Here is a 14495-nt window from a genome sequence, read left to right on the forward strand (position 1 = left end):
AGCCTATCGGGAGGGCGCGCAGCGTCGACCGCCCGCCCGAACAAGCGGGCGGGCACGACGGAACGCGTCCGTCGTGCCCGCCCGCACCTCACGCCTCACCAGGGGCGCAGGCCCCGATCCCGGTCCTGGCCCCGGTGCCGGCCTCAGTCCTCCGCCGAAGCCGCCGTCTTCTTGGCCGCCGCGGTCTTCGCGGTGGCCTTCTTGGCGGTCGTCTTCTTCGCGGTGGTCTTCTTGGCCGCGGTCTTCTTCGCCGTCGTCTTCTTGGCGGCCGTCTTCTTCGCCGGCGCCTTCTTGGCCGTCTTCTTCTTCGCCGGCCCCTTGGCACGCTTCTCCGCCAGCAGCTCGTAGCCGCGCTCGGGCGTGATCGTCTCGACGTCGTCGTCCCGCCGCAGCGTCGCGTTGGTCTCGCCGTCGGTCACATACGCACCGAACCGGCCGTCCTTGACCACCACCGGCTTGCCGCTGACCGGGTCCGTGCCCAGTTCCTTCAGCGGCGGCTTGGCGGCGGCCCGCCCGCGCTGCTTGGGCTGGGCGTAGATCGCCAGCGCCTGTTCGAGGGTGATGGTGAAGAGCTGCTCCTCGCTCTCCAGGGAGCGCGAGTCGGTGCCCTTCTTCAGGTACGGGCCGTAGCGGCCGTTCTGCGCGGTGATCTCCACGCCCTCGGGGTCCTTGCCGACGACGCGCGGCAGCGACATCAGCTTGAGGGCGTCCGCCAGCGTCACGGTGTCCAGCGACATCGACTTGAAGAGCGAGGCGGTGCGCGGCTTGACCGCGTTCTTGCCGGTCTTCGGGGTGCCCTCGGGCAGGACCTCGGTGACGTACGGGCCGTAGCGGCCGTCCTTGGCGACGATCTGGTGGCCGCTCTCCGGGTCCATGCCCAGCTCGAAGTCGCCGCTCGGCTTGGCGAGCAGCTCCTCCGCGTACGCCACGGTCAGCTCGTCGGGCGCGAGGTCGTCGGGGACGTCGGCGCGCTGGTGGCCCTCGCTGTCCTTCTCGCCGCGCTCGACGTACGGGCCGTAGCGGCCGACCCGCAGCACGATGCCCTCGCCGACCGGGAAGGACGAGATCTCCCGGGCGTCGATCGCGCCGAGGTCCGTGACCAGTTCCTTCAGCCCGCCGAGGTGGTCGCCGTCGCCGTTGCCGGCGTCGGATGCGGCACCCACCGCACTCGCGTCCTCGCCCTCGCCGAAGTAGAAGCGCCGCAGCCACGGCACGGCCTGCGCCTCACCACGGGCGATGCGGTCGAGGTCGTCCTCCATCTTGGCGGTGAAGTCGTAGTCGACCAGCCGGCCGAAGTGCTTCTCCAGGAGGTTGACGACCGCGAAGGAGAGGAAGGAGGGGACGAGCGCGGTGCCCTTCTTGAAGACGTAGCCGCGGTCCAGGATGGTGCCGATGATCGACGCGTACGTCGACGGGCGGCCGATCTCCCGCTCCTCCAGCTCCTTGACCAGGGTGGCCTCGGTGTAGCGGGCGGGCGGCTTGGTGGCGTGCCCGTCGGCGGTGATCTCCCGGACGGTCAGCGCGTCGCCCTCGGCGACCTGCGGCAGCCGGCGCTCGCGGTCGTCCAGCTCGGCGTTCGGGTCGTCGGCACCCTCCACGTAGGCCTTGAGGAAGCCGTGGAAGGTGATGGTCTTGCCGGACGCGCTGAACTCGGCGTCCCGGCCGTCGGCAGAGGTACCGCCGATCTTGACGGTGACGGAGTTACCGGTCGCGTCCTTCATCTGGGAGGCGACGGTCCGCTTCCAGATCAGCTCGTAGAGGCGGAACTGGTCGCCGGTCAGCCCGGTCTCGGCGGGCGTGCGGAAGCGGTCGCCGGAGGGGCGGATCGCCTCGTGCGCCTCCTGCGCGTTCTTGACCTTGCCGGCGTACGTGCGCGGCTTGTCCGGCAGGTAGCCGGCGCCGTACAGCTGCGTCACCTGGGCGCGGGCGGCCGCCACGGCGGTGTCGCTCAGCGTGGTGGAGTCCGTACGCATATAGGTGATGAAGCCGTTCTCGTACAGCTTCTGCGCCACCTGCATCGTCGCCTTGGCGCCGAAGCCGAGCTTGCGGCTGGCCTCCTGCTGGAGGGTGGTGGTCCGGAACGGCGCGTACGGGGAGCGCCGGTACGGCTTGGACTCCACCGAACGCACCGAGAAGTCGGTGTTCTCCAGGGCGGCGGCGAGCGCGCGGGCGTTCGCCTCGTCCAGGTGGAGCACGTCGTTGTTCTTGAGCTGTCCGTTGGGGCCGAAGTCGCGGCCCTGCGCGACGCGGCGGCCGTCGACGGAGTTCAGGCGGGCGGTCAGCGTCGAGGGGTCGCTCGCGTCGCCGGCCCGCCCGGTGGAGAAGGTGCCGGTCAGGTCCCAGTACTCGGCGGAGCGGAAGGCGATGCGCTCGCGCTCCCGCTCGACGACGAGACGGGTCGCCACGGACTGCACCCGGCCGGCCGACAGCCGCGGCATGACCTTCTTCCACAGGACCGGCGAGACCTCGTAGCCGTAGAGGCGGTCGAGGATCCGGCGGGTCTCCTGGGCGTCGACCAGCTTCTGGTTCAGATCGCGCGGATTGGCGACGGCCTCGCGGATCGCGTCCTTGGTGATCTCGTGGAACACCATCCGGTGGACCGGGACCTTGGGCTTGAGGATCTCCTGGAGGTGCCAGGCGATGGCCTCGCCCTCGCGGTCCTCATCGGTGGCGAGGTAGAGCTCGTCGGATTCGGCCAGCAGCTCCTTGAGCTTCTTGACCTGGTCCTTCTTGTCACTGTTCACCACATAGATGGGCTGGAAATCGGCGTCGACGTTCACCCCGAGCCGGGCCCAGGGCTCGCCCTTGTACTTCGCCGGGACCTCCGCCGCGCCGTTGGGCAGGTCACGGATGTGCCCCACGCTGGCCTCGACCACATAGCCCGGGCCGAGGTAGCCCTTGATCGTCTTCGCCTTGGCAGGCGACTCGACGATGACAAGTCGGCGGCCGCCGCCCTTCGTGGCTTCGCTGGTCGGGGACAACTTCGCTCTTCTCTCCGGTCGACGCGGAAAATGCCCCCCGGCCGGATGCGGGGGCGCACTGCGGTGACGCTTGACGCTGCGGAGTGTGACGGTACCTCCCGCCCCCGTGTCAAACGGAAAAACCCCGCAACGCCACTCGAACGGTAACCCGACTACATGCCTTCATGCCGCCTGGACCACCTCAGCCGGTCGCCACGGGTCCGGCACGCGCCATCTGGATCATGACGGCCCGGAGGCTCCGCCCGGAGGCCCGCGCATGATCCGGATTCGCGAGCCGCGCCCCCGCCGCGGCGACTGTCACAAGGCGGCCCCGGATCCCGTCACTGTCTTGGTACGACAGGTGAGCGGGCTGGCAGGATGGGCGCAGGATGGACACGGCACGGCCCACCGCTCGGGCCGGTTACCGCCGTCGTCACGCATACCCTCGGGGGGAATCTCACCCATGGCGAACCAGTACCCCGGACCGCCACCGGAGCAGCCCGGCCAGCCCGCTCAGCCCGGCCAGAATCCGTACGCCACACCGCCCGGCCCGGCCGACTCCGCCTACGGCTATCCGCAGGGCGGCCGCCCCGGCGAGCCCGGGTACGGCTATCCGCAGCCCGGCTCGACGCCCCCGCCGCCCGGTTTCCCGCCCGCCGGCGCTCCGGCCGGCCCCCCGCCGCCCGGTCCCGGCGCCTTCCAGGCCGGTCCGCAGCCCGGCGGGATGGCGCTGTCGCTCGGGGACATCGCGGTGAGCGGCGACACGATCACGACGCCTACGGGGGTGATGCCGCTCAAGGGCGCCGTGTGGACCGCGACGGACATGTCGCGGACCGAGGAGAAGATGCCGACGCACGCGGTCGTGCTCGCCATCATCTTTTTCTTCTTCTGTCTGCTGGGTCTGCTCTTCCTGCTGATGAAGGAGCGGACGACGACCGGCTTCGTGCAGGTCACGGTGGCCAGCGGGGGCCGGCACCACTCCACGATGGTTCCGGTGCAGTCCCGCGAGCAGGTCATGTTCGTACTCAACCAGGTCAACTACGCACGGTCGCTGAGCGTGTGAGCGACGCAGAACAGGCCGGGCCGCCCTCCGGGGCGGCGATCCGGAGCCGCACCGTCCGGCGGGCGTCGCTCGCCCTCGCCGCCGGTGCGGCGGCCGCCGCCTACCTCTGGCACACGAACCCGCACCAGCCCGGACAGGTGCTGATCCCCTGCCCGTTCCGGCTGCTGACCGGGGTGCTGTGCCCGGCGTGCGGCGGTACCCGGATGGCGTACGACCTGCTGCACGGCGACGTGGTGCGGGCCTTCCACGACAACGCGGTGCTGCTCGTCCTGGGCGTGCCGGCGATTGCGTACGTCCTGCTGCGCTGGCTGGTCCTGGGGCTGCGCGGCCGCGCGTACCGGCTGCAGCTGACGGGCCGCGACAATGCCGTGGTGTTCGGCATTGCCGCGGTGTGGATGCTCGTCCGCAATCTCGTCGGCTGACACCCCGGCAGCCTCAGCCCACGGGGACGGAGACCAGCGGGTGGGTCAGCGGGTCAGCGGACGGTGACGGAGACCACCGGCGAGACGGTCTTGCCCGCGGCCATCCGGAGCTGGTTGGCGCCCTTGATGCCGAGCTTGACCCGCACCGAGTAGGCACCGCTCTTGGCCACCGGGGTCTGCGCGGGCAGCGAGACCCACTTCGTGCCCTGCTTCTGCTGGACGGTGACCTTGGTGCCCGCCGTGATGCCCTTGGCGGTCCCGGAGATCCGGAACTCCTGCCAGGCCTTGACGGAGTTCACGCTGGCCTTCGCGGTCAGCGACGCGGCGGCCGGGGCGGTGGCCACGACCGGCTGGGCGGCGTGGAGGTCCTGCGGCGCGGCGAAGGCGGCGGCCGAACCCCCGGCGAGCAGGGAGACGGCGATGGCGCCGACGGTGGCGTAGCGAAGTGCGCGGTTCATGGGAGTTCCTCACTGTCGGTGTGGCCGTTGGTGACCTTCACCGAGGAACATGACGCCCGGCCCGCGGACGTTCCACGTACCGTCACAGATCAGCCATCCGTTACAGAACTGTCTGGAACTGGACGTACTACCGCGTCCCCGCCGCCCGCCGACCGGTTACAGCGTCATCAGCAGCCAGGCCCCGGTGATCAGGAACAGCACCCCCGCGAGCAGTGCGGTGACCGCGGCGACCGGCCGGCTGACCCCCTCGGCGACCGGTGTACCGCTCCGGGCACACGCCCCCGTCCACACCAGCAGTCCGGCACCGAACAGCGCGAACGCCACACCGGCGAATGCCTCGGGTCCACTCTCCATGCGCGCAGCGTCGCACCCCGGGGCGGCGTCCCGGCGAACACCGGATGAACGCCGCCCGCCCTCCTCACCGCCCCCTCTGCTCCCCCTACTCCGCCTACTCCCCTTACTCCCCCTCACTCCTCCTCCGCCACCGGCTCCAGGAAGCCCTGCTCGACCAGCATCCGGATCGAGGCGGGCGTACGGTCCCGCAGCAGCACCGGGTCCTCGCCGACGAGTTGGGCGATGGCGTCCAGGATCCGTCCGGCGGGCAGCGTGCCGTCACACACACCGGCGAAGCCCGCACCGACGGTGTCCACCTTCGTCGCCCGCCGCATACCGCGGTTCTGACGGAGCACCACATGCTCCGGGTCCTCGGCCCCCGGCAGCCCGACCTGCTCCTGGACGACACCGTCGGCGAGCCGGAAGCGCCCGGCCAGCAGCGCGGCATCGTCCGTGGAGCGCAGATAGTCCTGGCGCTCGAAGTGGGCCACGACCGCGTCCCCCAGCGGCTGTTCGACCGGATGCGGCCATTCCTCGACCGTGACGGACGGGGCGTCGGACCCGGATTTGCGCAGCGTGATCCAGCCGAAGCCGACGGCCTTGGTCCTCCGGGCCGCGAACTCCTCCAGCCAGGCGTCGTACCGCGCGGCGTACTCCTCGTCACCGGCGCGGTGGTCACCGGCGTCCCGCAGCCACAGCTCGGCGTACTGCGTGACGTCCTGCACCTCGCGCTGCACGATCCAGGCGTCACAGCCGCGCGGCACCCAGGAGCGCAGCCGGTCGTGCCACTCCTCGCCCTCGACGTGCTGCCAGTTGGCGAGCAGCTGGCAGTACCCGCCGTAGTTGAGGTACGCGGCGGACTGCTGGACGAGGGTCCGGCACAGGTCGTCGCCGCCCATGCCGCCGTCCCGGTACGTCAGCCGGGCGCCGTCCGGCCCGAGGGGCGAGATCACGAACGGCGGGTTCGACACGATCAGGTCGTACGTCTCGTCCCCGACCGGCTCGAACAGCGAGCCCTCCCTGAGGTCCGCCGCGCCCGCGCCGGAGAGCGCCAGCGTCAGCGCGGTGATCCGCAGGGCGCGGGGGTTGAGGTCGGTGGCGGTGACCCGGGTGGCGTGCCGGGCGGCGTGCAGCGCCTGGATGCCGGAGCCGGTCCCGAGGTCGAGCGCCTTGGCGACCGGCCGGCGCACGGTGATCCCGGCGAGGGTGGTGGACGCGCCGCCCACACCGAGCACCAGCGCCGCGCGCTCGCTCTCCCCGGCGCCCCGGATGCCGCCGGCGCCGCCGACCGCACAGCCCAGGTCGGAGACGATCCACCAGTCCTGTCCCTCGGGGCCGCCGTACGGACGGACGTCCACCGTGGCGCGCAGGGTGTCGCCGTCCTGCACCACCCAGCCGTCGGCGAGGCAGTCCTCGACCGGCAGGGCCGCCCGCGCCCGGCCCAGTTCCACCGGCCGCTGCAGCAGGAACAGCCGCACCAGGGTCGCAAGCGTGCTGTCGCCGCGGGTCGCGCGCAGCGCGGGGACGGTCTCGTTGCGCGCCAGCGCGGCGTAGGCGGGGGCGCCCAGCAGCTCCAGCAGCCCGTCGGCGGTGAAGGCGGCGGTCAGCAGCGCCTCGCGCAGCCGGGCGGTGCGGGCGTTGCTCTCGGGGTCCTGGACATCAGCGGTGGGGAGGTGCGTACTCACACCGACCATTGTCCGTGCTGCCACTGACAATCGGCACCGGCCCGGCGGCACGCCCTTCCCGGGCGCGTCGCCGGGCCGGCAAGAGGCCCCGCGGAGGCGTTACGACTTCTTGGAGGGCGTGGGCGCCGCCTTGGACGGCGTGGCCACCGGGGAACCGGACGCGGCCTGGTTCTGGCAGCCCTTCTGCTTCGCCATCGCGGCGCCGACGTCACCGGCCTCCAGGTTCTTGAAGGCGGCCTCGCTCTGCTTGTTGAGCTTGTTGATGCCGTTGGACAGGTCGCGCAGCCCGTCGGCGAACTTGAGCTTGTTCGAGGTGTCGAGGTTGTTGACCTGCTTCTGCAGGTCCGCGTAGCCCTTGGACAGCGAGTTGAGTTCCTTGACCGCGTTCTCCTGCGCCTGCTTGCCCTGGTCGGTGGGCGGCGGCCCGGCCTGCTGCAGGGACTTGGCCAGCGAGGCGTACGCCTGGGAAATCTTCTGGAAGGCCGCCGAGTCGGTCTGCTGGACCTTCTTGGAGTCCGTGCTGCCGTTGTCGGCCGTCTGCATGGCGGCGTTGGCGTCCTGGATCTGCTTGAACGGAGTCTGCGCGGGGTCGCAGAAACTCTTCGCCCAGTCGTTGAGCTTCTTTCCGTTGTCCTCGCTGCAGCCGGTCAGCGCGAGCATCAGTGCCGCTCCGCCGGACAGTGCAGCCACAAGCTTCTTGTTCACCGGATTGGTCCCTTCCATGGCTCTCGGCCCCGGAACATACACGTCCGAACGGCCTGGTTCCCGGGTCGGGCATCCGGTCCGGCTCTCATTGCAGCCATTTGCACCAAGGAGCGCAGGGCCACCCGGGCAGACCGAGGGCGGGTGGCCGGCGCCTGCAACATGCGCCGTCCACCCGCCCAGTTGAGCGGTCCGCGAGCCTTCCGACGGTCGGTTCCGGTTAGGACGCCACCGCCGTCTCGGCCGACTTGGCGACGCCGTCGGGCTCCTCGGAGTTGTTGTGTTCGTCACCCACGGCGATCCCGCGCCGCTTGGAGATGTACACGGCACCGATGATGACGACGAGCGCCAATACGGCCGCCGCGATCCGGATGCCGATGTTCTTGTCCTCGCCGTACGAGAACTTCACCACGGCGGGCGCGATCAGCAGGGCCACCAGGTTCATCACCTTCAGCAGCGGGTTGATCGCCGGTCCGGCGGTGTCCTTGAACGGGTCGCCGACGGTGTCACCGATGACGGTGGCGGCGTGTGCCTCGCTGCCCTTGCCGCCGTGGTGGCCGTCCTCGACCAGCTTCTTGGCGTTGTCCCAGGCGCCACCGGAGTTGGCGAGGAAGACCGCCATCAAGGTGCCGGTGCCGATCGCCCCGGCCAGGAACGAGCCCAGCGCCCCGACGCCCAGCGAGAAGCCGACCGCGATCGGGGTGAGCACCGCCAGCAGGCCCGGCGTGGCCAGCTCGCGCAGCGCGTCCTTGGTGCAGATGTCGACCACCCGCCCGTACTCGGGCGTCTGGGTGTAGTCCATGATCCCGGGCTTCTCCCGGAACTGCCGGCGCACCTCGAAGACCACCGCTCCCGCCGACCGGGACACGGCGTTGATCGCCAGCCCGGAGAACAGGAAGACGACCGAGGCGCCGAGGACCAGCCCGACCAGGTTGTTGGGCTGCGAGATGTCCAGGCTGAGCCCCATGCCGCCGGCGGCATGGCCGATGTTGCGTACGGCGGTGGCGATCGCGTCCCGGTAGGAGCCGAAGAGCGCGGAGGCGGCCAGTACGGCGGTCGCGATGGCGATGCCCTTGGTGATGGCCTTGGTCGTGTTGCCGACCGCGTCCAGGTCGGTCAGCACCTGCGCGCCGTCCCCGGAGACGTCGCCGGACATCTCGGCGATGCCCTGCGCGTTGTCGGAGACCGGTCCGAAGGTGTCCATGGCCACGATCACGCCGACGGTGGTCAGCAGGCCGGTGCCGGCCAGCGCCACCGCGAACAGCGCCAGGGTGATGGACGCACCGCCCAGCAGGAACGCCCCGTAGACGGCCAGACCGATCAGCACCGCCGAGTAGACGGCCGATTCCAGGCCGACCGAGATGCCGGAGAGGACGACGGTGGCCGGTCCGGTCAGCGAGGTCTTGCCGATGTCCCGTACGGGCCGCCGGGTGGTCTCGGTGAAGTATCCGGTCAGCTGCTGGATCAGCGCGGCGAGCACGATGCCGACGGCGACCGCGACCAGGGCCAGCATCCGCGGGTCACCGCTGTGGCCCAGGACCACGGGGTCGCTGACGCCGGTCAGGTCGCGGTAGCTGGACGGCAGGTAGGTGAAGACCGCGGCGGCCACCAGGACCAGCGAGATGCCCGCGGAGACGAAGAAGCCGCGGTTGATGGCGGTCATGCCGCTGCGGTCCCGGCGTCGCGGCGCGACGACGAAGATGCCGATCATCGCGGTGATCACGCCGATGGCCGGCACCAGCAGCGGGAAGGCCAGGCCCGCGTCGCCGAAGGCCGCGGTGCCCAGGATGAGGGCGGCGACCAGGGTCACGGCGTACGACTCGAAGAGGTCGGCGGCCATACCGGCGCAGTCACCGACGTTGTCGCCGACGTTGTCCGCGATGGTCGCGGCGTTGCGCGGGTCGTCCTCGGGGATGCCCTTCTCGACCTTGCCGACGAGGTCGGCGCCGACGTCGGCGGCCTTGGTGAAGATGCCGCCGCCGACCCTCATGAACATCGCGATCAGCGCGGCACCGAGACCGAAGCCCTCCAGCACCTTGGGCGCGTCGACCGCGTAGACGAGGACCACACAGGACGCACCGAGCAGACCGAGTCCCACGGTGAACATGCCGACCACGCCACCGGTACGGAAAGCGATCTTCATCGCCTTGTGGGATACCGCCGTAAGATCCTTTTCCCGGGATTCGCCCTCGGCCGGAGTGGCCTCCCGGGCGGCCGCCGCCACACGCACATTGCTGCGCACCGCGAGCCACATGCCGATATAGCCGGTGGCCGCCGAGAATGCCGCGCCGATCAAGAAGAAGGCACTGCGTCCGGCGCGCTGCGACCAGTTATCCGCGGGCAGCAGCATGAGCAGGAAGAACACCACGACCGCGAATACGCCGAGGGTCCGCAACTGCCGTGCCAGGTAGGCATTTGCGCCTTCCTGCACCGCCGCCGCGATCTTCTTCATACTGTCGGTTCCCTCGCCGGCCGCAAGCACTTGGCGGACCAGCACCGCCGCGACGGCCAGCGCCGCCAGCGCCACTGCGGCGATCACCAGCACGATGCCGCGGTTGCCCGCGGTCAGTGACGGCCCGGCCAGAAAAGAGGGGGTGTCAAGCAACTGAGGGGTGTAAGGCCCCGCCATTCGTCCTCCTTGACGTTTGGCACATGGGCGCGCGGAAGCACGCTCAGGCGTCCTGAGCAAGAGATGTGGACGGATTGTAGGGAGCCCCGGTTGATCAAAACAGGGCGCCTCAAAGGGAATTCGCCGGTAGTCGCGAAGATCAAAAGGCAGAAGGCGCCCGGAATTCGCCCGGACGAAGGAATGCACCGAATTCACTGACCGTCGGCAGATGATCTCTTCGTCGTACCGATCGCCGCTTGATCACGCATTGATCGCCGCTGCTCACGGACACCGCCCCCGGCGGCTGGGCCGAATGAGGCACAGGGGACCCCGGAGAGAATTGAGCCGCCCGGCCGCGGCCGAACGGGTGACCCACCGCCCACAAACGCCCCTCTGAGGGACCGTGAGGGCTCATCCCGACCCATGAGGACCCGTCAGATCGAGTCCGGATCGCAACGCATGGGGGCAACGCATGGGGAGCGAGGGGGCGGACCGCCGTGGCCCCCGCGCAGAGCGGAGGCAGCGGCAGCGGCAAGGACAGGGGCATGCCAGAAGGCGTACAGACGCTAGGTACGAGTACGGGCACAGGCATAGGCCAGGTACAGGCACAGGTACGAGCGGGTACGGGCTGCGGCAGGGCAGCCGTCCGTACGGGCTACGAGCCGGCTACGAGATGGTTGCCGCCGTCGTCGTGGGCCAGCTCATGCGGATCATGCCGCCCTCTTCACCGGCAGTCACTTCGACGTCGTCGACCAGCCCGCTGATGACCGCGAGGCCCATCTCGTCCTCGCCCTCGGCGTCGCTCTCCGCGGCGCCCTCGGCCTCGCCGGCACCCCGGGCACCCGCCGCGGTAGGCCCGCCGGGCACGCCGTCGCCGACCTCGATCGAGAACTTCTTCTCGTCCTCGATCAGCAGCACCCGCACCGGCGACTCGATGTCATGGCTCTCGTGCAGCCCCACGGCCCGGCTGCAGGCCTCGCCGACCGCGAGCCGCACCTCGTCCAGGACGGCCTCGTCCACCCCGGCCCGCCGTGCCACGGCAGCCGCGACCAGTCGCGCGGTGCGGACATGCTCGGGAAGGGCGCTGAAACGGAGTTCGACGGTGGCCATGCCATCCCCCTCGATATGCGGGCGTGCGACGCAGGGGGCCGGACACCCGTCCGGTACCCCCCACTCCTTCCTTCCCCCGCGCCTGCCGGCGCGGGGGCCCGGCAAGCCGTCAGTCAGTGGCTGCGACGGCTTCCTCGACCGAGGTGTGAATCGGGAACACCTTGGTCAGACCGGTGATACGGAAGATCTTGAGAATGCGCTCCTGGTTGCAGACCAGGCGCAGCGAGCCCTCATGGGCGCGCACCCGCTTGAGTCCGCCGACCAGGACGCCGAGCCCAGTGGAGTCGAGGAAGTCGACACGTTCCATGTCCACCACGAGGTGGTAGCTTCCGTCGTTCACAAGCTCGACCAGCTGCTCACGCAGCTTGGGCGCGGTGTATACATCAATCTCGCCACCGACCTCGACGACCGTACGGTCGCCAACGGTCCGGGTCGACAGGGACAGGTCCACGGATCCTCCAGCACCTTGCTATCGAGCGGTCGCCCCCCTGGGGCCTCCCCACCGAAGTAGGGGCGGATCTGGCAGCCGCGATGGCATTCAATCACTTACCAGCAGGCGTGCACGACGCCCTTTGAGCATTGTCCGTCACTCCGGTGACACACTCGGTGCCGATGGCCTCCAATCGACTCCCGCCGGATGCGGGCGCGCGCCCTTCCCCAGGCATGATTCTCGAACGTCTCGCCCGGGGCGCGACCCGCGCTGCGCGCATCACTCATACGGAGCACTTGCCCCCGCGCATCGGGAGCCACACCGACTGGCCCGATCGGATCCGGCCCGAAGTGATCGATGCGATCCGTTCGTCCGGAATCGAGCGTCCCTGGGCCCACCAGGCACGGACGTCCGAACACGCATTGCGCGGCGAGTCGGTCGTGGTGGCCACCGGCACCGCCTCGGGCAAGTCCCTGGCATATCTGGCGCCGGTCCTCTCCACGCTCCTGGACGGTGCGGAGGCGCCCAACGGCAGGGGCACCACGGCGCTGTATCTGGCCCCGACGAAGGCACTGGCCGCCGATCAGCGGCGCGCCGTGCGGGAGCTGGCCGCCCCGCTGGGCAACGCCGTCCGGCCGGCGGTCTACGACGGCGACACCCCTGTCGAGGAGCGCGAGTGGGTCCGCCAGTACGCGAACTACGTGCTGACCAACCCCGACATGCTGCACCGCGGCATCCTGCCGTCCCATCCCCGGTGGTCCTCCTTCCTGCGCGCGCTGCGCTATGTGGTCATCGACGAGTGCCACACCTACCGCGGTGTGTTCGGCTCGCACGTCGCTCAGGTCCTCCGCCGGCTGCGCAGGGTCTGCGCCCGTTACGGCTCGGAGCCGGTCTTCCTGCTCGCCTCCGCCACGTCCGCCGAGCCGGCCCGGGCCGCGACCCGGCTCACCGGGCTGCCCGTGGTGGAGATCACCGAGGACACCTCGCCGCGCGGCGAGTTGGTCTTCGCGCTCTGGGAGCCACCGCTGACCGAGCTGCACGGGGAACAGGGCGCCCCGGTGCGCCGCACGGCCACCGCCGAGACCGCCGATCTGCTCACCGACCTCGCCGTCCAGGGCGTGCGCACGGTCGCCTTCGTACGCTCCCGGCGCGGCGCGGAACTGATCGCGCTGATCGCCCAGGAACGGCTCGCGGAGGTGGACCGCTCGCTGCCCGCGCGGATCGCCGCCTATCGGGGCGGCTACCTGCCCGAGGAGCGCCGCGCCCTGGAACGCGCCCTGCACAGCGGCGCGCTCCTCGGCCTGGCCGCCACCACGGCGCTGGAGCTGGGCGTGGACGTCTCCGGTCTGGACGCCGTGGTCATCGCCGGCTATCCGGGGACCCGCGCGTCCCTGTGGCAGCAGGCCGGACGGGCCGGACGGGCCGGGCAGGGCGCCCTGGCGGTGCTCGTGGCCCGTGACGACCCGCTGGACACCTATCTCGTCCACCACCCCGAGGCGCTCTTCGACCAGCCGGTCGAGTCGACCGTCCTCGACCCCGACAACCCCTATGTGCTCGCCCCGCACCTGTGCGCCGCCGCCGCCGAACTCCCGCTCACCGAGGCCGACTTCCCGCTCTTCGGGCCCGCGGCCGCAGGGCTGATGCCGCAGCTGGAGGCCGCGGCCCTGCTGCGGCGGCGGGCCACCGCCTGGCACTGGACGCGCCGCGAACGGGCCGCCGACCTCACCGACATCCGCGGCCAGGGCGGTGCGCCGGTGCAGGTCGTGGAAGCCGGCACCGGGCGGCTGCTGGGCACCGTGGACGCCGGCGCCGCGCACACCACCGTGCACGACGGCGCGGTCCACCTCCACCAGGGCCGTACGTACCTCGTGCGCCACCTCGACCTGGACGACGACGTCGCGCTCGTCGAGGAGGCCAGCCCGCCGTACTCCACGACGGCCCGCGACACCACGGCCATCTCCATCCTGGAGACCGACACCGAGGTCCCCTGGGGAGACGCCAGGCTGTGCTTCGGCTCCGTGGAGGTCACCAACCAGGTCGTGTCCTACCTGCGCCGCAAGCTCATCACCGGCGAGGTCCTGGGCGAGACCAAGCTCGATCTGCCGCCGCGTACGCTGCGCACCCGCGCGGTGTGGTGGACGGTCACCGAGGACCAGCTCGACGCCGCCCGCGTCGGCCCCCGGCAGCTCGGCGGCGCGCTGCACGCCGCGGAGCACGCCTCCATCGGCATGCTGCCGCTCTTCGCCACCTGCGACCGCTGGGACATCGGCGGAGTGTCCGTCCCGCTGCACCCGGACACCCTGCTGCCGACCGTGTTCGTCTACGACGGCCACCCGGGCGGCGCGGGCTTCGCCGAACGCGCCTTCCACACGGCCGCCGACTGGCTCACCGCCACCCGCAGCGCGATCGCCTCCTGCGAGTGCGAGGCCGGCTGCCCGTCCTGCATCCAGTCCCCCAAATGCGGCAACGGCAACGACCCCCTCCACAAACGCGGCGCCATCCGCCTCCTCGGCGAACTCCTCCGCGGCGCCCCGAAAAACTCCGCCTGAGCCCGCGCGGGGGGGGCGGCGGGCCCACGTACTCGGGTGCGGCGCCGTGGTGGTTGCTCGCCGTTGCGCTTGGCGGACCTTCCCACGTGGTCGACTGCGGCGCCGTGCCTGTTGCTCGCCAATGCGCCTGGGGCCCCTCCCACGTGCTCGGCTGCGCCGCCGTACCTGGAGCCCG

11 protein-coding genes are annotated in these 14495 nt (G+C 70.9%); 3 read left to right on the top strand and 8 right to left on the bottom strand.

Annotated features, from left to right (window positions below):
• Positions 1-143: 143 nt before the first annotated feature.
• Positions 144-2981: a type I DNA topoisomerase gene (gene topA / locus ACGF4C_RS00790; RefSeq protein ID WP_393562179.1), complete on the bottom strand. Its 2838-nt coding sequence runs from the start codon at positions 2979-2981 to the stop codon at positions 144-146.
• Positions 2982-3423: 442 nt separating this feature from the next.
• Between topA and ACGF4C_RS00795 the strand changes: the two genes are divergently transcribed.
• A complete protein-coding gene (locus tag ACGF4C_RS00795) occupies positions 3424-4023 on the top strand; it encodes a hypothetical protein (protein ID WP_362137218.1) in 600 nt (199 codons plus the stop codon).
• The gene (locus tag ACGF4C_RS00800; protein ID WP_393562181.1) at positions 4020-4445 is read left to right on the top strand and encodes a DUF2752 domain-containing protein; all 426 of its coding nucleotides are present in this window, start codon (positions 4020-4022) and stop codon (positions 4443-4445) included. The genes ACGF4C_RS00795 and ACGF4C_RS00800 overlap by 4 nt, the downstream gene beginning before the upstream one ends.
• Before the next feature lie 53 nt (positions 4446-4498).
• Here ACGF4C_RS00800 and ACGF4C_RS00805 read toward each other — a convergent pair whose 3' ends face one another.
• From ACGF4C_RS00805 to bldG, 7 genes are all read right to left on the bottom strand, one after another.
• Positions 4499-4903: a hypothetical protein gene (locus ACGF4C_RS00805; RefSeq protein ID WP_393562183.1), complete on the bottom strand. Its 405-nt coding sequence runs from the start codon at positions 4901-4903 to the stop codon at positions 4499-4501.
• A 156-nt stretch (positions 4904-5059) separates the two neighbouring features.
• Positions 5060-5257 (bottom strand): hypothetical protein, encoded by a 198-nt coding sequence (locus ACGF4C_RS00810; protein ID WP_393562185.1) that lies wholly within the window; start codon positions 5255-5257, stop codon positions 5060-5062.
• Between the two features lie 113 nt (positions 5258-5370).
• Positions 5371-6921 carry a methyltransferase gene (locus ACGF4C_RS00815; protein WP_393562187.1) on the bottom strand — a complete coding sequence of 517 codons (1551 nt, stop codon included), beginning with the start codon at positions 6919-6921 and terminating at the stop codon, positions 5371-5373.
• A 99-nt stretch (positions 6922-7020) separates the two neighbouring features.
• Positions 7021-7626: a small secreted protein gene (locus tag ACGF4C_RS00820; RefSeq protein ID WP_393562189.1), complete on the bottom strand. Its 606-nt coding sequence runs from the start codon at positions 7624-7626 to the stop codon at positions 7021-7023.
• A 217-nt stretch (positions 7627-7843) separates the two neighbouring features.
• Positions 7844-10252: a sodium-translocating pyrophosphatase gene (locus tag ACGF4C_RS00825; protein ID WP_393562190.1), complete on the bottom strand. Its 2409-nt coding sequence runs from the start codon at positions 10250-10252 to the stop codon at positions 7844-7846.
• Positions 10253-10897: 645 nt separating this feature from the next.
• On the bottom strand, positions 10898-11341 hold the full coding sequence (locus tag ACGF4C_RS00830; RefSeq protein ID WP_030412610.1) for an ATP-binding protein: 444 nt from the start codon (positions 11339-11341) through the stop codon (positions 10898-10900).
• A 109-nt stretch (positions 11342-11450) separates the two neighbouring features.
• Positions 11451-11792, bottom strand: a complete 342-nt coding sequence (gene bldG, locus ACGF4C_RS00835) for an anti-sigma factor antagonist BldG (protein ID WP_030412609.1) — start codon at positions 11790-11792, stop codon at positions 11451-11453.
• A 161-nt stretch (positions 11793-11953) separates the two neighbouring features.
• Here bldG and ACGF4C_RS00840 point away from each other — a divergent pair, with 161 nt between their 5' ends.
• Positions 11954-14320, top strand: a complete 2367-nt coding sequence (locus ACGF4C_RS00840) for a DEAD/DEAH box helicase (RefSeq protein ID WP_393562192.1) — start codon at positions 11954-11956, stop codon at positions 14318-14320.
• The last annotated feature ends 175 nt before the right edge of the window (positions 14321-14495 follow it).

It is taken from the genome of Streptomyces sp. NPDC048197 (genome assembly GCF_043202395.1).
GTDB lineage: Bacteria > Actinomycetota > Actinomycetes > Streptomycetales > Streptomycetaceae > Streptomyces > Streptomyces siderophoricus.